The sequence below is a fragment of the Mesorhizobium sp. L-8-3 genome (genome assembly GCF_016756615.1).
In the GTDB taxonomy this organism is placed as follows: Bacteria; Pseudomonadota; Alphaproteobacteria; order Rhizobiales; family Rhizobiaceae.
The window spans coordinates 5200207-5219813 of record NZ_AP023262.1 but is presented as its reverse complement, the minus strand read 5'-3'; the positions used below and the strand labels follow the sequence as shown (position 1 = coordinate 5219813).

The window sequence follows — 19607 nt, the reverse complement described above, 5'->3', positions numbered from 1 at the left end:
CGCACGCTCACGGCTTACCGAGCATCTTCGGCCACTATTGCAAAGCGATAGCGATCGGGCTTAGTCGGCCGGGGAACGCGTGGAGGATTCTAATGCAGGAAAGAGTTCGGATCAAATCCGTCGAAGTGCTCGCCGACGACTGGGCCGTGCTGAAGAAGTCGGTATTCGACTACCGTCGGCGGGACGGCGCTTGGGAAACGCAGACGCGGCTGACCTTCGATCGGGGCGATGGCGCGGTGATTCTGCCGTACGATCCCGGGCGCGACACCGTGCTCCTCATCAGACAGTTCCGCTATCCGGCCTATGTCACCGGCCACCCCGACCCGCTGATCGAAGCCTGTGCAGGATTGCTGGATGCGGACGACCCCGAAACGGCGATCCGGCGCGAAGCCGAGGAGGAACTCGGCTACCGGCTCCGCGACGTCAGGCATCTCTATACGGCCTATACGAGCCCCGGCAGCCTCACCGAACGGCTGTCATTCTTCACGGCTGACTACGCACCGGCCGACCGTGTCTCCGACGGCGGCGGTCATCGCGATGAGGGCGAGGACATCGAGGTGATCGAGATGCCGCTAGACGAAGCGCTGGCTGCGACGCGCGACGGGCGCATCATCGACGTCAAGACGATCATGCTCATCCAGCACCTGAAGCTCGAAGGCCATCGCTGAAGGCCCGGGCCGCCACGCCTTTTCCGTCCGACCTGCGGCCGGCGTTGCGCAGCCGATCGATCGGCGGTGAACAGCCGTGTTTTTCCGGTTGACCGAAAGAACCTCTCTCCCTATGGTCCGCCGCAATTTCCGGGGCGGGCGACGCCCTTCGGGAGCGCATAGCTCAGCCGGTAGAGCAACTGACTTTTAATCAGTAGGTCCTGGGTTCGAGTCCCAGTGCGCTCACCACCAATAAATCCGACAATCAGGTTCAGGTTTTCGACTCGCGACCCTTTGCCACGCAATGGTGATTGGAGCCCTGTAGCCCTCCCGTCTATATGCTGCCCGCGGAACTGCCCGGAGATCGGCTCCGGCAAGGGATGGTGGGCGAATGGCGATCGATGTAGGCTATCTGAGCGCTGTAGGGGCGGGGGCACTCTCCTTCCTGTCGCCTTGCGTGCTGCCCTTGGTGCCGCCCTATCTCTGCTATATGGCCGGCGTGTCGGTCGACGACTTCCGCGAGCAGAAGGCCGTCTCCGAATCCACCCATGTCAAGAAGGCGCTGATCGTCTCGTCGGTCGCCTTCGTGCTCGGCTTCTCCACCGTCTTCGTTGCTCTGGGTGCCGGCGCCTCGACGATCGGCCGGCTGCTGCGGGTCTGGCAGGAGCCGCTGGCGATGGCCGCCGGAATCCTCATCATCCTGATGGGCCTGAACTTCCTCGGGTTGATCCGCATCCCGCTGCTGTCCCGCGAGGCGCGGTTCCAGGCCAGGGGCAAGCCGGCGAGCATGGTCGCCGCCTATGTCATGGGCCTCGCCTTCGCCTTCGGCTGGACGCCCTGCATCGGTCCGGTGCTCGGACCCATCCTCACGCTCGCCGGCGGGCGCGAGACCGTCGGCGAGGGCGCATTGCTCCTTGCCGCCTACTCGCTCGGGCTCGGCATCCCCTTCCTTGTCGCGGCCGTTTTTTCCGGCGCGTTCATGCGCTTCCTGGGCAGGTTCCGCGTGCATCTCGGCCGCGTCGAGAAGGTGATCGGCGGCCTGCTCGTGATCGCCGGCGTGCTTTTCGTCACCGGCGGCATGACCCAGTTCTCCTATTGGCTGCTGGAGACCTTCCCGGCGCTGGGGCGCCTCGGCTGAGCGGCGGGAGCAAGATCGAAATCGCCCATCCGGCTGAGATGACGAACGATCGAACTGCCGCTATACCCGCCATGACCGAAATTTAACCGCAATGAGGCAGCATGGGCTCGGTTTCCATCTGCCTCTTTCCCCCAGCCGGACGACAGCCGTCATGACCGAAAGAACCTGCCTCTCGATCATCCTCGCCGCGGGCGAAGGCACACGCATGAAGAGCGCCTTGCCGAAGGTGCTGCATCCGATCGCGGGCCTGCCGATGGTGGCGCATGTGGTGCGGGCCGCCCGGGCGGCGGGCGCAGGCGATATAGCGATCGTGGCAGGTCGCGGCGCGGAGGCGGTCAGGAAGGCGGTAACGCCTTTCGCGCCCGAAGCCGAAGCCTTCGTGCAGGCGGAAAGGCTTGGAACAGCGCATGCCGTGCTGGCGGCCAGGGCAGCCATCGAGCGTGGCTATGACGACATCCTGGTGCTGTTCGGTGACACGCCGCTGGTCAGCGACGAGGCGCTGCGCACGGCCCGCCAGAGGCTCGCCGAAGGTGCCGCCGTTGCCGTGATCGGCTTCAGGCCACCCAATCCGACGGGATATGGGCGACTAATCGAGAAGGACGGCACGCTGCTCGCGATTCGCGAGGAGCGAGACTGCTCGGACGAGGAGCGCGAGATCGCCTTCTGCAATGCCGGCCTGATGGCGATCGCGGGTCGCGATGTCCTGCGCCTGCTCGACGCCGTCGGCAATGCCAACGCCAAGGGCGAATATTATCTCACTGACATCGTCGAGATCGCGCAAGCCTCCGGGCTGCGGGCCGTGGCAACGGAAGCGCCGTTCGAGAATGTGCTGGGGATCAACAACCGGGTCGAGCTCGCCGAGGCGGAGGCGATCTGGCAGAAGATCCGTCGTCGTCAGGCGATGCTCGATGGGGTGACGCTCATCGCGCCCGAAACCGTCTTCTTTTCCTTCGATACGACGATCGGCGCCGACACCGTCATCGAGCCCAATGTCATGTTTGGTCCCGGCGTCACAGTTGCCGCCAACGCTGTGATCCATGCCTTCTCGCACCTGGAGGGGGCGGCGGTCGCCGAAGGCTGCCAGGTGGGCCCGTATGCGCGGCTGCGCCCGGGCGCCGACCTCAGGGAAAAGGCCAAGGTCGGGAATTTCTGCGAGGTCAAGAAGGCGGTCATCGACGCCGGCGCCAAGGTCAACCACCTGACCTATATCGGCGACGCCTTCGTCGGCGCAAAGGCCAATATTGGGGCCGGGACGATCACCTGCAACTATGACGGCTACAACAAATTCGTCACCGAGATCGGCGCCGGCGCCTTCATCGGCTCGAACTCGTCGCTGGTCGCGCCGGTTCGCATAGGCGACGGTGCCTATGTCGCGTCGGGCAGCGTCATAACGTCGGAGGTGCCGCAGGACGCCCTGGCCTTCGGCCGAGCGCGCCAGGCGACCCTGCCCGGCAGGGGAAAGCAGTTGCGGGAGCAGCAGGCGGCGGCCGCCGCGGCCTCCATAGCCAAGTCCGACTGACGGACCGAAGCGGACATTCATGACCCGATCGGCTGCCATGGACATCCCAATGGCCGATGGGTACGACACGATATGTGACTTTCACCGGGCCCGGATCGGGCCTAAATGACGGCTGAATTGCCTGCGATGTCGCGCAGGGCGGTGTCCATCTGGGGGTGCTAGAATGTGCGGGATCGTCGGGATCGTCGGCCGTGAGCCGGTTGCCGCCCTTATCGTCGATGCGCTGAAGCGACTCGAGTATCGCGGCTACGACTCCGCCGGCGTCGCCACGATCGAGCGTGGCGAGTTGGCGCGGCGGCGCGCCGAAGGCAAGCTGATCAATCTGGAACGCCGGCTGAAGACTGAGCCCCTCGACGGCACCATCGGCATCGGGCACACACGCTGGGCTACGCACGGCGTGCCCAACGAGACCAATGCCCATCCGCATTTTGGCGATGGCGTGGCGATCGTCCACAACGGGATCATCGAGAACTTCGCCGAGCTGCGCGAGGAATTGAAGCGCGACGGCTACGAGTTCGCCACGCAGACCGACACCGAAGTCGTGGCGCACCTGATCTCGCGTGAACTGAAGCGCGACACACCGCCCGTCGACGCGGCCTACAAAGCCCTGAAACGCTTGGAAGGCGCCTTCGCGCTTGCCATCATGTTCCGAGGCGACGAAGACCTGATCGTCGGCGCCCGCAACGGTCCGCCGCTGGCGGTCGGCCACGGCGATGGCGAGATGTTCCTCGGATCCGACGCGATCGCGCTCGCCCCGTTCACCAACTCGATCACCTATCTCGAGGATGGCGACTGGGCTGTCGTGCGCCGGGATCGCGTCCAGATCTACGACATGGGTGGCGCGCCGGTCGAGCGCCCGCGCCAGCAGTCGATCGGCACCAGCTTCATGGTCGACAAGGGCAACCACCGGCACTTCATGGAGAAGGAGATCCACGAGCAGCCGGAAGTGATCTCCCACACGCTTGCCCACTATATCGACTTCACGCAAGGCACGTCGCGGCCGCTCGATCTGCCGTTCGATTTCGGGTCGCTCGATCGCCTGGCGGTCTCCGCCTGCGGCACGGCCTATCTGGCTGGGCTGATCGGGAAATACTGGTTCGAGCGCTACGCACGCCTCCCGGTCGACATCGATATCGCCTCGGAATTCCGCTACCGCGAGATGCCGCTATCCAGGAAGAGCGCCGCGCTGTTCGTGTCTCAGTCGGGCGAGACGGCCGACACGCTCGCCTCACTGCGTTACTGCCGCAAGGAAGGCGTTCCGATCGCCGCGGTCGTCAATGTCCGCGAATCCACCATCGCGCGCGAATCCGACGTCATATTCCCCACGCTCGCCGGGCCGGAGATCGGCGTCGCCTCGACAAAGGCCTTCACATGCCAGCTCTCGGTCATGGCCTCGCTTGCGGTCCGTGCCGGCGTGGCGCGCGGCACGGTCTCGGCGGAGCAGGAAAAGGCACTGATCCGGCAGCTCTCCGAGGCGCCGCGCTTCGCCAGCCAGGTGCTGAAGCTCGAGGAGCAGATCGAGAAGGTGGCGCGCGAACTCGCGAAGGTCGATCATGTTCTCTATCTCGGCCGCGACACCAACTACCCCCTGGCCATGGAAGGCGCGCTGAAGCTCAAGGAGATCTCCTATATCCATGCCGAGGGTTATGCTGCGGGCGAACTGAAGCACGGGCCGATTGCACTCATCGACGAGTCCATGCCCGTGATCGTCATCGCGCCGCATGACCGCATTTACGACAAGACGGTGTCCAATATGCAGGAAGTGGCTGCGCGCGGCGGCAGGATCATCCTGATCACCGACCGCGCGGGCGCCGAGCGGGCGTCGATCAAGACCATGGAAACGATCGTTCTTCCCGACGTGCCGGAGTTCATCACGCCGATGATCTATGCGCTGCCCGTGCAGATGCTCGCCTATTTCACGGCCGTCTTCATGGGTACCGACGTGGATCAGCCGCGCAATCTCGCCAAGTCGGTCACGGTCGAATAGCCGCAGCCGGCTTTCGCGCCACGGGGGAGGCAGCGACGGCTTGCCGCGTCGCCCGCAACCCGCCTATATAGCGCGGGTCCGCCAACGCCGCGCAGTCCATGTCCGATCCCTCGAAGTCGCTTTCCGGCATGACAAGGCTGAGGAATTATTTCCTCACAGGGGTGGTCGTCTGCGCACCGCTCGCGATCACCGCCTATCTCGTATGGAGCCTGATCGGCTGGGTCGATTCGTGGGTGAAACCCTACATCCCGTCGAGCTACAACCCCGACAACTATCTGCCCTTCGCAGTGCCCGGTTTCGGCCTGCTCGTCGCGCTGGTACTGATCACCCTAATCGGTTTCCTTACCGCCAATATCATCGGCCGGTCGATCGTGTCCTTCGGCGAGAGGCTGCTCAATCGCATGCCGTTGGTGCGGACCCTTTACAGCGGGCTCAAGCAGATCTTCGAAACGGTGCTCGCCAATCGGGCGGATCTGTTCAACAAGGTTGCGCTGTTCGAATATCCGCGCAAGGGGGCCTGGTCTATCGTCTTCATCGCATCCCACGAGGACAACGAGATCCACGCCGCCCTGGAACCTCGCGAGGGCAGGACGGTGGCGGTATTCCGGCCCATCACGCCCAACGTCACCACGGGCTATCTGCTCTATGTGCCCGAGAAGGATCTCATTCCGCTCGAGATGAGCGTCGAGGATGCTGCAAAGCTGCTGATATCGGCCGGGCTGGTCGGTCCCGAATACGAGGCCACGACGAGGGCGCTGGCGGACGAAGCCTTAGCGAAAGAGGGCCGTCAGGTTTTCCCGAGGCCAAGTCACCCTGCGCGCAGGAGCCGCACCGCTTCGTCGCGGCCAAAGAGATAGAGAAGCAGTCGCAGGGCCGCGCCGCGTTCGGACTGAAGCTCGGGATCCTCGGCGAGGAACTGGCGCGCATCGTCGCGCGCTGTCTCCAGGAGGTCGGCGTGGTGCTCGATCCGCGCCACCTGGAAACCCGGGGTGCCCGATTGTCGCGTGCCCAGGAGCTCGCCTTCGCCGCGCAGCTTCAGATCCTCCTCTGAGATGACGAACCCGTTTTCGGTCTCGCGCATGACGGAAAGGCGGCGCTTGGCGGTCTGGCCGAGCGGAGACTTGTAAAGCAGCACGCAGGTCGACGGTTTGGAGCCGCGTCCGACACGGCCGCGCAGCTGATGCAACTGGGCGAGCCCAAATCGCTCGGCATGTTCGATCACGATGATCGTGGCATCGGGAACGTCGACACCCACCTCGATGACGGTCGTCGCAACCAGGATGCGCGTCTCTCCATCCTTGAAGACGCGCATCGCCTCATCCTTCTCCGCTCCCTTCATGCGCCCGTGGACAAGGCCGACATTGCCGCCGAAGGCCGGCTTCAGCATGGCGAAACGGTCCTCGGCGGACATCAGCTCGATCTCGTCGGACTCCTCGACCAGCGGGCAGATCCAGTAAACCTTCTGGCCGTCGCGGATCGCGTCGCGCATGCGGACGATGAGCTCGTCGAGCCGCTCGAGCGGCAAGGTGACGGTTCGGATCGGAAGGCGGCCTGCCGGTTTTTCCGTCAGGCGCGAGACATCCATGTCGCCGAACGCCGTCAGCACCAAAGTGCGTGGAATTGGCGTCGCCGTCATCACCAGCATGTCGGGAGCGTCGCCCTTGGCGGTGATGGCAAGCCGCTGATGCACGCCGAATCGGTGCTGTTCGTCAACGATCGCCAGCACGAGATCGTGATAGACGACGGGCTCCTGGAACAGCGCGTGCGTGCCCACCACGATATCAATCGACCCGTCGGCCAGCCCTTTCAGCGTATCGGTCCGCTCGCGGCCCTTCTCCCGCCCCGTCAGGATGGCGATGCGAATGCCGGCACGCTCAGCGAGCGGCGCCAGCGAGGCAAGATGCTGGCGGGCAAGAATCTCCGTCGGCGCCATCAACGCGGCCTGGCCGCCCGCTTCGACGGCGCGCGCCATCGCCAGCAGCGCCACCACCGTCTTGCCGGAACCGACATCGCCCTGAAGCAGGCGGATCATGCGCTCCGGCTCGGCCAGGTCGGCGTGGATCTCCGCAATCGCGGTCTCCTGCGAGCCGGTCAGCCTGTAGGGCAGCGCGGCCCGCACCCTTTCGACGATGCTGCCGTCGCCGGAAAGGGGCCGTCCCGAGAGCCGGCGCACGCGGTTGCGGACCAAGGCCAGGGAAAGCTGGCCGGCGAGGAACTCGTCATAGGCGAGCCGCCGCCATGCCACACTGTCCGGCGACAGGTCGATCGGATCGGCCGGATGATGAATTCGATCCAGGGCGTCGTGGAAGGTCGGGAAGCTCTGGCGGCGCGCGATGTCGGCGTCCAGCCACTCCGGCAGTTGCGGCAGGCGCGACAGCCCCTGGCCGACGGCACGCCGCAACACCTTGACCGAAAGCCCGGCCGTCAGCGGATAGACGGGCTCCACCAGCGGCAACCCTTCAGCGTCGCCGGCCCTGGCGATATGGTCGGGATGGACCATTGAAGGGCGGCCGTTGAACCATTCCATCCGTCCGCTGACGACCACCTGCTCGCCTTCGGGCAGCGCCTTCGCCAGCCACTCGGCATGGGCATGGAAGAAGGTCAGCGCAATCTCGCCAGTGTCGTCATGGGCGTAGACCCGATAGGGCACCGATCTGTTGCCGCGCGGCGGCGGCTGATGGCGGTCGACCCGCAATTCCAGCGTGACGATGGCGCCCTCGGCGGCATAGGCGATGCCCGGCCGGTTCCGCCGATCGATCACCGAATGCGGCAGCACGAAGAGGAGATCCCCGACACGGGCACCGCGATCGCTTATGTCGGTCGCGACCACCTTCTCGATCAGCCCGGCGACCTTGGGACCGACGCCGTCGAGCGCGGTGATCGGTGCAAAAAGCGGATCGAGCAGCGAAGGACGCATCAGCGATGCACCGGCAGGCGCAAGCACCATGGCCCGTCGGGCCGGCGGGAGAGGAGGTTCGGGTCACGCATCGCCGCAGATGTTAAGCCCGACCGAGGCCGTTGCAAGGCTGACAGGCAGTTCTATCCACGCTATATGCCGCGCTCGGCGAAAGGACCATCCACCATGACCGGAACGACACGATCCAGCGAGGGCCTCGATGCACGGCGGCGCAAGCTTCTCTTCCGGTCCTGGCACCGCGGCATGCGCGAGATGGACCTGATCCTGGGCACATTCGCCGATGCCGAGATCGGCGCCTTGACCGAGATCGAAATCGACCAATATGAGGGGCTCCTCGACATTCCAGACACCAAGCTCCTCCCCTGGATCACCGGCGAACGGCCGATCCCCGCCGACCAGGACAGTCCGATCCTGCGGCGTGTCCTCGCGTTCCGCCAAGCCATAACTTTTTGACCGACCCGAGACCTTCTGACCAACCATGTCCCTGATCGAAAAAATCGCCATCCGTCCCGACACCGGCGGCTTCGTCACGATCGACGGCGTGGCGGACGGCTACGAGGCTTTCGCGCTCGCGGCGCTGTCCGGCGAGATCGCCAGGGATCGGCCGCTGATCTTCGTCGCCCGGGACGGTCAGCGTCTGCCTTCGATCATGGAGGCGCTGGCCTTCGCCGCACCCGATCTGCCGCTCCTGGAGCTCCCGGCCTGGGATTGTCTGCCCTACGACCGCGTATCGCCCGGCTCCGACGCCGCCGCGCGACGCCTCGATGCGCTCGCCGCGATGATCGCGCTGGCCAGGACGTCGCACCGCGCCGTGATCCTGACCACCGCCAATGCCGTGCTCCAGCGCATTCCGCCGCCCGGGATCATCGAGGCGCAGACCTTGCGCGCCAAGCCGGGCAACCAGATCGACATGAAAGTGCTGATCGGACGGCTCGAGACATCCGGCTTCGAACGGGTGCCCACTGTCCGCGACGTAGGCGAATTCGCCGTACGCGGCGGCATTCTCGACCTTTTCGCGCCGGGTTCGCCGGAGCCGCTGCGGCTCGACTTCTTCGGCGACACGCTGGAATCGATCCGCGCCTTCGACGTGGCGACCCAGCGCACCACTGGTCAGCGCAAATCGTTCCAGTTGCAGGGCATGAGCGAGGTGGCGCTGACGCCCGAGACGGTCAGCCGCTTCCGCCGCAACTACATTGAAGCCTTCGGCGCTCCGTCGCGCGACGACGGACTCTATGCCGCCGTCAGCGAAAGCCGTCGTTTCGCCGGCATGGAACACTGGCTGCCCTTCTTCTACGACAAGCTCGCGACCCTGTTCGACTACCTGCCGGAAGCTCCCGTCGTGTTCGACCATCTCGCGCGCGAGGCGCTGAGCGAGCGGCACGAACTCATTCTCGACCACTACGAGGCCCGCAAGCGGCAGGCGGACGGCGCCCTGAAGGACGCCGTGCCCTACAAGCCGGCTGCGCCTGCGCTGCTCTATCTGACGCCCGATGAGGTGACCGGCGCGATCGCGGACAAGGTCGCAGGGGAATTCACGCCCTTCGACGCGCCCGATCTGCCGTCCAGCTACGTCCGTCACGCCGGCGCCAGGGCAGGCCGCAGCTTCGAGCAGGAGCGAACCGATCCCTCGGCCAATGTCTTCGACTCGGTTGTCAGCCATATCGGCGGCGTGCGCGCGCAGGGACGCAAGGTCGTCGTCGCCGGCTGGACCGAGGGTTCGCTCGACCGTCTCGCACAGATTCTCGCCGAGCACCACCTCGGCAATCTGAAGCGCGTCTCCACCCTCGACGAAGTCGCCCGGCTGGAGGCGGGACAGGCGGGGCTCGCGGTGTTGCCGCTGGAAGCCGGATTCGAGACGGAAAGGCTGGTCGTCGTCGCCGAGCAGGATATTCTCGGCGATCGCCTGGTCAGGCGGTCGAAGAAGCGCAAGCGCGCGTCCGATTTTATCGCCGAGGTCGCAGCGCTGTCTTCCGGCGACATCGTCGTGCATGCCGATCACGGCATCGGCCGGTTCATCGGGTTGCGCACGATCGAGGCCGCCGGCGCGCCGCATGACTGCCTGGAACTGCACTATGCCGGCGACGACCGGCTGTTCCTGCCGGTCGAGAACATCGAACTCCTGTCGCGCTACGGTTCGGAATCGGCCGAGGCGACGCTCGACAAGCTGGGCGGTGGCGCCTGGCAATCGCGCAAGGCACGCCTGAAGCGGCGCCTGCTCGAGATGGCCGGCGCTCTCATTCGGCTGGCCGCCGAGCGCCAGATGCGCGAGGCGCCCGTCATGATGCCTCCCGACGGGCTCTACGGCGAATTCGCCGCCCGCTTCTCCTATGAGGAGACCGACGACCAGCAAACGGCGATCGACGCCGTCGTCGACGACCTGTCGCTCGGCAAACCCATGGACCGGCTGATCTGCGGCGACGTTGGCTTCGGCAAGACGGAGGTCGCGCTGCGGGCGGCCTTCCTGGCGGCGATGGAAGGCTTCCAGGTCGCGGTCGTGGTGCCGACCACGCTTCTGGCGCGTCAGCATTTCAAGACATTCTCCCAACGTTTCTCGGGCCTGCCGATCACGGTCAGGCAGGCTTCACGGCTGGTCGGCTCGAAGGAACTGGCCGAGACCAAGAAAGGCATCGCCGACGGCACCGTGGACATCGTGGTGGGCACGCATGCTCTGCTCGGCTCTGCGATCGGCTTCAAGAACCTCGGCCTGCTCATCATCGACGAGGAGCAGCATTTCGGGGTCAAGCACAAGGAGCGGCTGAAGGAGCTGAAGAGTGACGTGCATGTGCTCACGCTTTCGGCGACGCCCATCCCGCGCACATTGCAGCTTGCGCTCACCGGTGTGCGCGAGCTGTCGCTCATCACCACGCCGCCGGTCGACCGCATGGCGGTGCGCACCTTCATCTCGCCTTTCGATCCGCTCGTCATCCGCGAAACCCTGCTGCGCGAACGTTACCGGGGAGGCCACTCTTTCTACGTCGTGCCGCGCATTTCGGACCTGTCGGAAATCCATGATTTCCTTCGCGAATCGGTGCCCGAGCTGAAGGTCGCCGTTGCTCACGGCCAGATGGCGGCCGGCGAGCTCGACGATATCATGAATGCCTTCTACGACGGCCAGTACGATGTGCTCCTGTCGACCACGATCGTGGAATCAGGTCTCGACATCCCGACCGCCAACACCTTGATCGTGCATCGTGCCGACATGTTCGGCCTCGCCCAGCTCTACCAGCTTCGCGGCCGGGTGGGGCGTTCCAAGGTGCGCGCCTATGCCTTGTTCACATTGCCCGCCAACCGCACGCTGACGGCCAATGCCGACCGGCGGCTCAAGGTGCTGCAGTCGCTCGACACGCTGGGCGCAGGCTTCCAGCTCGCCAGCCACGACCTCGACATACGCGGCGCCGGCAATCTTCTCGGCGAGGAACAGTCGGGCCACATCAAGGAGGTCGGCTTCGAGCTCTACCAACAGATGCTCGAAGAGTCCGTCGCCGAGATCCGCGGCACCGGCGAGGTGAGCGACGGCAGCTGGTCGCCTCAGATAACCATCGGCACCGCGGTCATGATCCCCGAAAGCTATGTGCCGGACCTGCAACTGCGACTGGCTCTCTACCGGCGGCTCGGCGATATCGAAGCGACGGAGGAGATCGACGCCTTCGGCGCCGAATTGATCGACCGCTTCGGGCCGATGCCGGAGGAAGTGCAGCACCTGCTGAAGATCGTCTTCATCAAGGCGCTTTGCCGCAAGGCCAACGTCGAAAAGCTCGATGCGGGCCCCAAGGGCGTGGTCGTCCAGTTCCGCAAGAAGGAATTCGCCGACCCGGCCGGGCTTGTGCGTTTCATAGGCGAGCAGGGTTCGCTGGCCAGGATCCGGCCCGACCAGAGCGTGGTCTTCATCCGGGATTGGCCGAACGCTGAAAAGCGCCTCGCAGGTTCCGCCGTGGTCATAACCCAGCTCGCCAGATTGGCAGACAAATCGGCGGCGTGACCAAGCGCTATTCGAGCCGGAGCCGCGGCACTTCCTCGATGAGCAAGTCGAGAAACGCCCGGGTTTTCGCCGGGGGCCGTCGCATATTAGGCCACACGGCGTGCAGGGGAGCCGGGGCGGTCTCGTACTCGGCCAGGATCACTTTAAGCCGCCCGGCCTCGACCAGATCGCGGATCTGGAAGAGCGGCGCATAGCTGATGCCCGCCCCGGCCAGCACCGCCGCATAAAGAGCCGTCGAGTTGTTGCTCCTCAGCCGCCCGGCTACCTTGATCTCCCTGGACTTGCCCTCGGCCCGATAGGACCAGCTCGCCGTCCTGCCGTCGACAACCCGCGTCACGCAGGCATGGTCGGCGAGCTCCCTCGGATGGCTCGGCGTTCCGTGCGCGGCGAGGTATTGCGGGGAGCTGAAGAAAACCCTGCGCAGGGCGCCCAGTCGTATTGCTTTGAGGTCGGAATCCGGCAACTCGCCGGCGCGGATGGCGAGATCGATTTCACCTTCGGTGAAGTTCTCGATCCGATCCGATAGCTGGAGTTCGGCATCAACGTCCGGAAACAAATCTATGAATTTGCTCAGGATCGGCATCACGAATGCCGGCCCGAACAGGGTCGGCGCACTGACCCTCAGGCATCCGGTCGGCGACGAGCGCAGGCTTGCTGCGGCGTCCCGCGCGTCGAGAAGCTCTGCGACGGCCGGCTGGACCCGTTCGAAGAAGGCCTGACCCGCGTCGGTGGTCCTGGACCTGCGCGTCGTGCGCTGAAGGAGTTCCACGCCAAGGCTCTGCTCAAGCGCCATCAGCGAGCGGCTTATCGACTGAAGGGAACGCCCCAGCTTGCGGGCCGCGCCCGTGAGGCTGCCTTGCTCGACCGTTTCGATGAATGCCTCGAGATCGTGGATGCGATCCATTAATTCTCTCGAACTCCGTGAGAATCTGTTTGAGATAATGGATATTATCACAGCCAAAGGGACGATCTAGATGATAGGCGCGGCGGCGAGGTTCGCGCCGCTCAACCTTCCGATCAAATTGTTGGAACCGTCACATCATGCTCCCGAGACTCCCGCACAGGCATTTCGGCCTCGCTCTGTCCTTTGTCCTCTCCATCATCATGTCGGGCATCATTTCCGCGGTGATGACCCTGGTCCACAAAGGTTTGAGCGCGGACTTCGTGGCGTCCTGGCCACCGTCCTGGGCGTTTTCCTGGGTCGTAGCGTTTCCGAGCCTGCAGATAGCGCTGCCGATCGCCAGACGACTTGCCGGCGCGCTGGTCGCACCGCCGCGGGTGGAAAACTCGCGCTGACATCGGGTACGCCGTCAGCTTGCGTCGAGTTCGCCACGCGCCTTGGCCGCGGCGACCTGGCGGATGGCATCGGCGATCGTCTCGGCCTCCTGGGCGCCCATGACGGCATATTTGCTTTCCAGCAGGAAGCACGGCACACCGGTAATGCCCATGCGCGAGGCGGTCGCGATCTCGGCGCGCACGGCCTCGACATCGGCATCCGTCGGCAAGAGGGACTCGACGACGGATGCGTCCATGCCCGCTTCGCGCGCGGCGTCGATCAGCACGGCATGGTCGCCGACATTGGCGCCTTGCTCGAAATTGAGCTGGAACAGGCGGCGCACGAGGCGGTTCTGGATATCGGGACCGGCAGGTCCGGACCAGCGTATGACGCGATGCGCGTCCAGCGTATTGGGCGCGACCTTGATAGCGTCGAATGCGAAATCGATCCCCTCGACGGCTCCGAGCCCCTCGATCCTTTCATGGATCTGCCGGATGCGCTCCTCGCTGCCGAACTTGTCGATCATGTATTGTCGGCGGTCCTTGCCCTCGGGCGGGATCGTCGGATCGAGCTGGTAGGGCCGCCAGCGTATGTCGACATCGATGTCGGACAGGGCGGCAGCCGCCTTGTCGAGGCGCTTCTGTCCAATGAAGCACCAGGGGCAGACGACGTCGGACACGACGTCGACCGTTATGGATTGCTTGGCGCTCATCGGCTGCTCCATTCGAAAGGATGACTACTTTTCCTCGCGCCACCAGGTCGGCAGCTGATAGCCATATATAGGCGTCTTTTCCGGATGTTTGATACGGCTCCACCGCGCCACCCATTGTTCGGGCAGGAAATAGAGCGGGACCACATAGGACCCGCTCATCAGGACGCGGTCATAGGCGCGCACGGCCTGGATGAAGGAATCGCGGTCGCGTGCCTTCAGCAGCGTATCGATCAGCGCATCGGCAGCCGGATTGGCGGCCCCGGCGAAATTCCACGTGCCTTGCTGGTCGCGTGCGGCCGATCCCCAGCGTGCCACCTGCTCGACGCCGGGCGACAGCGACGAGGGATAGGCGAAAGCGATGACGTCGAAATCGAACTGATTGAGGCGCTGCTGATACTGCGCGGCGTCGACCGAGCGGATGGTGACGTCGATGCCGAGCCTGGCAAGCGTCTGCTGCCAGGCCATGGCGAGTTGCTGGCTGTCCTGGCCCTTCAGCATGACCTCGAAGGCGAGCGGCGCGCCGTTCTTGTCGACCATGCGGCCGTCCTCGATGGTGTAGCCGGCGGCCTTGAGCTTGTCGAAGCCGACCCTCAGGAAGTCGCGGTCGCGCCCACTGCCGTCCGAAGCCGGCGGTCGCCAGCCGTTTGCCATGACCTCGGGAGTCACCGCATCAGGGAAGGGGGCCAGCAGGGCCTTTTCCGCCTCGCTCGCCGGGCGCTCGAAGGATGAAAGCTCGGAATTGTCATAGAAGCTCTTGGTGCGTGTATAGGCGCTGGACAGAAGGTTACGGTTCGCCCATTCGAAGTCGAACAGCGATACCAGCGCCTCGCGCAAGGCGCGATCTTGGAACTGCGGACGCCGGCTGTTCATGACGAAACCGAACATTCCCGAGGCGAGCTGTGTCTTGAACGTCTCCTGCACCACATCGCCGCGCTTCACGGCAGCGAAGTCGTAGTCGTGCTTCCAGCGCCCGCTGCTTCCGTCGATGAAGACATCGACGAGGCCCTTCTTGAAGGCCTCGAACATCGCGTTCTCGTCGCGGAAATAGGTCAGCCGGATCTCGTCGTAATTGTCGAAGCCGACTTTTGAAGGGATGTCCTTCGCCCAATAGTCCGGGTTGCGCCGCAGCGTGATGCTGTCTCCCGGGCGCACCGATTCCAGCCGGTAGGGGCCGCTGCCGATCATCGGCTTCAGCGTCGACTTGTCGAAACGCTCCGCATCGGTGGCCTGCTTCGGCAGGATCGGCATCAACCCCAAGATCAGGGGCAGTTCGCGGTCGGGCTGCCTGAAGGTGATGCGCAAGCCGCGTTCTCCGACCTTCTCCATCTTGCCGATCTTCTTGGCGGTCACGGCGTAGCGCGGATGACCCTTGTCGCGCAGGAGTTCGATGGTGAAGATCACGTCCTCCGGGGTGACCGGCTGTCCGTCGGAAAATCGCGCCCGCTCGTCGAGCGTGAACTCGACGAAGGTTCTGTCGTCGTCGGTCTCGACGGTCTTGGCCAGTAGCGGATAGAGGGTGAACGGCTCGTCGCTGGAGCGCTGCATCAGGCTGTCGAAGACGTTGTAGCCGAACACGAGGTCGAGCGTGCCGCGGGCCGCACTGCCCTGGACGATGAAGGGGTTGATGCTGTCGAAGGTGCCCGACCAGGCATAGTCGATCCTTCCGCCCTTGGGAGCATCCGGATTGACGTAGGGGAAATGCTTGAAGTCGGCGGGCAGCGCCGGCTCGCCATGCATGGCGATCGCATGCTTCGGTTCGGCGACCGCCGGTCCGAAGGCCCCGGCCAGGCAAAGGAGTCCGGCTAGAACAGCCGAAAGCGATCGCCGCATCGTGGTGGCTCCTGGTTTCCGTCTCGCGCGCGTGATTCGCTGCCACCCTATCACGCCCGCCGCAAACATCGGAAAGGATGCGGGATTTGCGGCAATCCGGGCTGGATTTGACAGACGACGCGGTGTAACACGCCCCCGACAGTCATTCTGTTGCCTCATTTGGGCAACACCAAGCGGCCAACCGACTCGGGCGCCGGGTCTGGCGACATATGAGAGGATTCGATCAATATGACGAGCGTGACGATAAACGCTTCCCGTCTTTCCGTCATGGCTGCCGCTGCGGCCGGCGTTCTGGCCGCTGGCCTTGTTCCGGCCGCGGCGCAGCAGCCGCAGATCCCTCAGGGCTGGTTCAAGGCCTGTTCCAAGCAGGAAGACGTCGATATCTGCAACGTGCAGAACATCGTCGTCGCCGACACGGGTCAGATGATCACCGGCATCAGCCTGATCGAGCTCAAGGGCAAGGTGAACCGCAAGGTCTTCCAGGTCTCCGTGCCGAGCGGACGCATGGTGCCCCCGGGCATCGGCCTGCAGATCGACGGCGGCAAGACGCAGAAGCTCGACTATGTGATCTGCTTTCCCGACCGTTGCGTGGCCGAGACGCAGCTTTCCGACCAGCTCGTCAACTCCTTCAAGAAGGGCTCCGAGCTGACCCTCACCTCGGTCAACTTCCAGAATCAGCCTAACCCGATCAAGGTCAGCCTTCAGGGCTTCACCGGCGTCTACGACGGCCCGCCCATGCAGCAGTCCGACATCGAGGACCGCCAGAAGAAGCTGCAGGAGTTCGTGACCAAGAACAACGAGGACTTCGCTAAGAAGCTCAAGGAAGAGCAGGACAAGGCGAAAGCGGGGAACTAAGGAGCGAATAGCGAATAGTCGGTAGCGAATAGGGAGCGGCAAATTCCCCCTATTCGCTACATGCTATTCGCTACTCGCTCTCTTCAATGATGCGCCCGGCCCTTGGGCTCGTAGCCGCCATCGGGCAGGGCGTCGAACATTTCCTTCAACTGCGGATGACGTACCGGCTCGCCGGAGTCGTCCTCGAGCAGGTTCTGCTCCGATACATAAGCGATGTATTCGGTCTCGGCGTTCTCCGCCAGCAGGTGATAGAAGGGCTGGTCCTTGCGCGGGCGGACCTGCGCGGGAATGGCCTCATACCATTCCTCGGTATTGGCGAATTCCGGGTCCACGTCGAAGATCACGCCGCGGAAGGGAAACAGCCTGTGACGCACCACCTGGCCGATCCGGAACTTCGCTGTCTTAACGCCTGTCATCATACTCTACCTCGCCCCCTATTTGGCGCAGTGCAGCGCACAATTCAATCCCGTGCGCCTTTGACGCACCGCCCAAAGGCAGCCCAGGCGGTCGCAGATGTCTGACGTAATCGGCCTCGTACTGCCCTTCTTCGGCCTGATCTTCATGGGCTACCTGGTGGCGCGCATCACCCGGCAGCCGCTGGAAGCGCTCGGCTGGATGAATACCTTCATCATCTATGTCGCGCTTCCGGCTCTGTTCTTCCAACTCCTGGCCAAGACGCCCTTCGAACGTCTGACCGAATGGGGCTTCATTTTCGGAGCCGTCCTGTCGACCTACGTGATCTTCTTGATCATGTTCGTGGCGTCCTACCTCATCTCCCGCGGCGAGATCGCGGAATCGACCGTCAAAGGCCTCGCCGCCGCCTATGGCAACATCGGCTATATGGGACCGGGGCTGGCGCTGCTTGCTTTCGGTGAGGAGGCGGCGGTGCCCGTCGCCCTGATCTTCTGCTTCGAGAACATCATCCATTTCGCGGTCGCGCCGATGATGATGGCGCTGTCGGGCGCCGACCGTGCGGCAAGCCCCGGCGCGTTGGCGCTCGGCGTCGTCAGGAAGATCGTGTTCCATCCCTTCATCATCGCCACGGCGGTCGGCGTCGCGGGCGCCTATTTCGAGTTCCGTCCACCGGTGCCGATCGAACGCTTCCTCGAATATCTGTCGCGCGCGGCAGCACCTTGTGCGCTGTTCGCCATGGGCGTCACTCTCGCGCTGCGACCGTTGAAGCGTGTGCCGGTGGAACTCGCGCCGATCGCTGCACTGAAGCTCGTCGTGCATCCGCTGCTCTGCTACCTGGTGCTGAGCTGGGTCGGCGACTACCCGCCGACCTGGTTGTTCTCGGCGGTGCTTCTTGCTGCACTGCCTACGGCGACCAACGTGTTCGTCATAGCCCAGCAATACGGCGTATGGGTACAGCGCGCTTCGGCAAGCGTGTTGCTCACCACAGTCATCTCGGTCGGAACGGTGACAGCGCTGCTCTATGCCATCAAGAGCGGCGTCCTACCGCCGGATCTGTTCCCTTAGGCCGGCCAGGGCTGACGCCAGGCCGCTGCCCGGCTGCATGCCCTCGCGCATGAAGAATGCCCGAACGGGCGCGAAGCCGCGCAGGAAACCAAGGCCGGCGCTTCGTGCCATCTGCGCCGGGAGCATGTTCGACAGGAGCGACATGTTGAGTAGATTGACCGCGCCGGTGCGCGCCAGGATGTCGGGCCGGCGCTTGCGGTCATAAGCCGCCAGCGTCGCCCCGCTGCCGGGGTCGGCTCGGTTCGCAGCAGCCGTTTCGACCAGGTCGATGACATCCCTGACGCCGAGGTTCAGACCTTGTGCGCCGATGGGAGGAAACACATGTGCCGCCTCTCCGATCAGGGCCACACGGTTCTGCGCGAAGCGTGCGGGCAATGTCGCGGACAGCGGATAGATCTGGCGGCCGGGTTCGACAGTCACCCGGCCGAGCATCGACTGCATCTTCTCCTCGACCCTCATCGACAGCGTCGCATCGTCGAGCGCGGCGAGCTCGTCCGCCGTTTCAGGCCTTACGACCCATACGAGACTGGACCGGTCGCCCGGTAGAGGCACCTGGGTGAACGGACCGGTCTCGGTGTGGAACTCGGTTGAGGTGAAGCCGTGGCCACGGCTGTGGCCGAAATTGAGAACGAGTGCCGCCTGCGGATAGTCGTGCATCGTCGTACGGATCCCCGCGGCCTCGCGGGCCGGCGAGGCGCGCCCGTCAGCGGCCACTGCCAGCGCGGCCGAAAGCCTGGTCCCATCAGCCAGTTCGGCCGCAGCCTCGGATCCAGCAAGATTCCAGCGCGAGACCAGCGACTTCTTCCAGTCGATCAGCGGTTCCGCCCGTACCGCTTGCTCGAGCGCGGCATTCAGGATGCGGTTCGGTATATTGAGGCCGAAATGGCGTTCTCCGATCTCGGCCGCGCGAAAGGTGACCACCGGGCTGCGGATCAGCCGGCTGGTTCCATCGACGATGCGCATGACGCTGAGCGGCGCCGCATCCGATTCTATCGTGGCCAGGACGTGGAGCGAGTTCAGGTATTTCAACGCCGGCGTCATGAGCGCTGTCGTGCGGCGGTCGTCGCTGCGCACTTCGGGACCGGCCAGGGTCACCGCGAAGCCGCTCCTCGCCAGGCCAAGCGCTGCGATCAGCCCGACAGGCCCGGTGCCCGCGATGAGAATCCCGTTTTCGACCTGTCTGTCCAAGATGCCGTTTCCGATCAAAAAGCGCCGACGCCACCGATGCCGGATCCAGGCCGCCGGCTGACCTCGATCGGGCGAATGAC

At 64.5% G+C, this 19607-nt stretch carries 16 protein-coding genes and 1 tRNA gene; 11 read left to right on the top strand and 6 right to left on the bottom strand.

Annotated features, from left to right (window positions below):
• Nucleotides 1-92: 92 nt before the first annotated feature.
• From JN302_RS24205 to JN302_RS24180, 6 genes are all read left to right on the top strand, one after another.
• Nucleotides 93-668 carry an NUDIX domain-containing protein gene (locus tag JN302_RS24205; RefSeq protein ID WP_202305920.1) on the top strand — a complete coding sequence of 192 codons (576 nt, stop codon included), beginning with the start codon at nt 93-95 and terminating at the stop codon, nt 666-668.
• Between the two features lie 152 nt (nt 669-820).
• Nucleotides 821-896, top strand: a tRNA-Lys gene (locus tag JN302_RS24200).
• A gap of 142 nt (nt 897-1038) precedes the next feature.
• Nucleotides 1039-1785: a cytochrome c biogenesis CcdA family protein gene (locus tag JN302_RS24195; RefSeq protein WP_202305919.1), complete on the top strand. Its 747-nt coding sequence runs from the start codon at nt 1039-1041 to the stop codon at nt 1783-1785.
• Between the two features lie 151 nt (nt 1786-1936).
• Nucleotides 1937-3304 (top strand): bifunctional UDP-N-acetylglucosamine diphosphorylase/glucosamine-1-phosphate N-acetyltransferase GlmU, encoded by a 1368-nt coding sequence (glmU, locus tag JN302_RS24190; protein WP_202305918.1) that lies wholly within the window; start codon nt 1937-1939, stop codon nt 3302-3304.
• 163 nt (nt 3305-3467) lie between these two features.
• The gene (glmS, locus tag JN302_RS24185; protein ID WP_202305917.1) at nt 3468-5291 is read left to right on the top strand and encodes a glutamine--fructose-6-phosphate transaminase (isomerizing); all 1824 of its coding nucleotides are present in this window, start codon (nt 3468-3470) and stop codon (nt 5289-5291) included.
• A gap of 98 nt (nt 5292-5389) precedes the next feature.
• Entirely contained in the window at nt 5390-6148 is a 759-nt protein-coding gene (locus JN302_RS24180) for a DUF502 domain-containing protein (protein WP_202305916.1), read from the top strand.
• On the opposite strand, the gene recG is transcribed toward JN302_RS24180, so the two are convergent.
• Nucleotides 6100-8208 (bottom strand): ATP-dependent DNA helicase RecG, encoded by a 2109-nt coding sequence (gene recG, locus JN302_RS24175; RefSeq protein ID WP_202329410.1) that lies wholly within the window; start codon nt 8206-8208, stop codon nt 6100-6102. The two genes, JN302_RS24180 and recG, sit on opposite strands and share 49 nt — an antisense overlap.
• A 165-nt stretch (nt 8209-8373) precedes the next feature.
• Between recG and JN302_RS24170 the strand changes: the two genes are divergently transcribed.
• Both JN302_RS24170 and mfd read left to right on the top strand, forming a co-directional pair.
• Entirely contained in the window at nt 8374-8661 is a 288-nt protein-coding gene (locus tag JN302_RS24170) for an FAD assembly factor SdhE (protein ID WP_202329409.1), read from the top strand.
• A gap of 25 nt (nt 8662-8686) precedes the next feature.
• Nucleotides 8687-12187 (top strand): transcription-repair coupling factor, encoded by a 3501-nt coding sequence (gene mfd, locus JN302_RS24165; protein WP_202329408.1) that lies wholly within the window; start codon nt 8687-8689, stop codon nt 12185-12187.
• A gap of 7 nt (nt 12188-12194) precedes the next feature.
• Here mfd and JN302_RS24160 read toward each other — a convergent pair whose 3' ends face one another.
• Complete coding sequence (locus JN302_RS24160; RefSeq protein ID WP_202329407.1) at nt 12195-13091, bottom strand: LysR family transcriptional regulator; 897 nt, start codon at nt 13089-13091, stop codon at nt 12195-12197.
• A gap of 137 nt (nt 13092-13228) precedes the next feature.
• On the opposite strand from JN302_RS24160, the gene JN302_RS24155 reads away from it, so the two are divergent.
• Nucleotides 13229-13483, top strand: a complete 255-nt coding sequence (locus JN302_RS24155; protein ID WP_202305909.1) for a DUF2798 domain-containing protein — start codon at nt 13229-13231, stop codon at nt 13481-13483.
• A gap of 14 nt (nt 13484-13497) precedes the next feature.
• On the opposite strand, the gene JN302_RS24150 is transcribed toward JN302_RS24155, so the two are convergent.
• Both JN302_RS24150 and JN302_RS24145 read right to left on the bottom strand, forming a co-directional pair.
• On the bottom strand, nt 13498-14175 hold the full coding sequence (locus tag JN302_RS24150) for a DsbA family oxidoreductase (RefSeq protein ID WP_202329406.1): 678 nt from the start codon (nt 14173-14175) through the stop codon (nt 13498-13500).
• Nucleotides 14176-14199: 24 nt separating this feature from the next.
• On the bottom strand, nt 14200-16005 hold the full coding sequence (locus tag JN302_RS24145) for an extracellular solute-binding protein (protein WP_202329405.1): 1806 nt from the start codon (nt 16003-16005) through the stop codon (nt 14200-14202).
• Between the two features lie 228 nt (nt 16006-16233).
• Here JN302_RS24145 and JN302_RS24140 point away from each other — a divergent pair, with 228 nt between their 5' ends.
• Nucleotides 16234-16860, top strand: coding sequence for an invasion associated locus B family protein (locus JN302_RS24140; protein WP_202305906.1), 627 nt, complete (start codon nt 16234-16236; stop codon nt 16858-16860).
• Between the two features lie 83 nt (nt 16861-16943).
• On the opposite strand, the gene hspQ is transcribed toward JN302_RS24140, so the two are convergent.
• Nucleotides 16944-17279, bottom strand: coding sequence for a heat shock protein HspQ (gene hspQ / locus JN302_RS24135; protein WP_202305905.1), 336 nt, complete (start codon nt 17277-17279; stop codon nt 16944-16946).
• A gap of 94 nt (nt 17280-17373) precedes the next feature.
• Between hspQ and JN302_RS24130 the strand changes: the two genes are divergently transcribed.
• A complete protein-coding gene (locus JN302_RS24130; RefSeq protein ID WP_202305901.1) occupies nt 17374-18339 on the top strand; it encodes an AEC family transporter in 966 nt (321 codons plus the stop codon).
• Here JN302_RS24130 and JN302_RS24125 read toward each other — a convergent pair.
• Entirely contained in the window at nt 18316-19527 is a 1212-nt protein-coding gene (locus tag JN302_RS24125; RefSeq protein WP_202329404.1) for a UbiH/UbiF family hydroxylase, read from the bottom strand. The two genes, JN302_RS24130 and JN302_RS24125, sit on opposite strands and share 24 nt — an antisense overlap.
• Nucleotides 19528-19607 lie beyond the last annotated feature (80 nt).

Bases quoted from the DNA above. Each gene is read 5' to 3' on its own strand.
- JN302_RS24205 (WP_202305920.1), top strand. From the start codon at position 93: ATGCAGGAAAGAGTTCGGATCAAATCCGTCGAAGTGCTCGCCGACGAC.
- JN302_RS24195 (WP_202305919.1), top strand. From the start codon at position 1,039: ATGGCGATCGATGTAGGCTATCTGAGCGCTGTAGGGGCGGGGGCACTC.
- glmU (WP_202305918.1), top strand. From the start codon at position 1,937: ATGACCGAAAGAACCTGCCTCTCGATCATCCTCGCCGCGGGCGAAGGC.
- glmS (WP_202305917.1), top strand. From the start codon at position 3,468: ATGTGCGGGATCGTCGGGATCGTCGGCCGTGAGCCGGTTGCCGCCCTT.
- JN302_RS24180 (WP_202305916.1), top strand. From the start codon at position 5,390: ATGTCCGATCCCTCGAAGTCGCTTTCCGGCATGACAAGGCTGAGGAAT.
- recG (WP_202329410.1), bottom strand. From the start codon at position 8,208: ATGCGTCCTTCGCTGCTCGATCCGCTTTTTGCACCGATCACCGCGCTC.
- JN302_RS24170 (WP_202329409.1), top strand. From the start codon at position 8,374: ATGACCGGAACGACACGATCCAGCGAGGGCCTCGATGCACGGCGGCGC.
- mfd (WP_202329408.1), top strand. From the start codon at position 8,687: ATGTCCCTGATCGAAAAAATCGCCATCCGTCCCGACACCGGCGGCTTC.
- JN302_RS24160 (WP_202329407.1), bottom strand. From the start codon at position 13,091: ATGGATCGCATCCACGATCTCGAGGCATTCATCGAAACGGTCGAGCAA.
- JN302_RS24155 (WP_202305909.1), top strand. From the start codon at position 13,229: ATGCTCCCGAGACTCCCGCACAGGCATTTCGGCCTCGCTCTGTCCTTT.
- JN302_RS24150 (WP_202329406.1), bottom strand. From the start codon at position 14,175: ATGAGCGCCAAGCAATCCATAACGGTCGACGTCGTGTCCGACGTCGTC.
- JN302_RS24145 (WP_202329405.1), bottom strand. From the start codon at position 16,005: ATGCGGCGATCGCTTTCGGCTGTTCTAGCCGGACTCCTTTGCCTGGCC.
- JN302_RS24140 (WP_202305906.1), top strand. From the start codon at position 16,234: ATGACGAGCGTGACGATAAACGCTTCCCGTCTTTCCGTCATGGCTGCC.
- hspQ (WP_202305905.1), bottom strand. From the start codon at position 17,279: ATGATGACAGGCGTTAAGACAGCGAAGTTCCGGATCGGCCAGGTGGTG.
- JN302_RS24130 (WP_202305901.1), top strand. From the start codon at position 17,374: ATGTCTGACGTAATCGGCCTCGTACTGCCCTTCTTCGGCCTGATCTTC.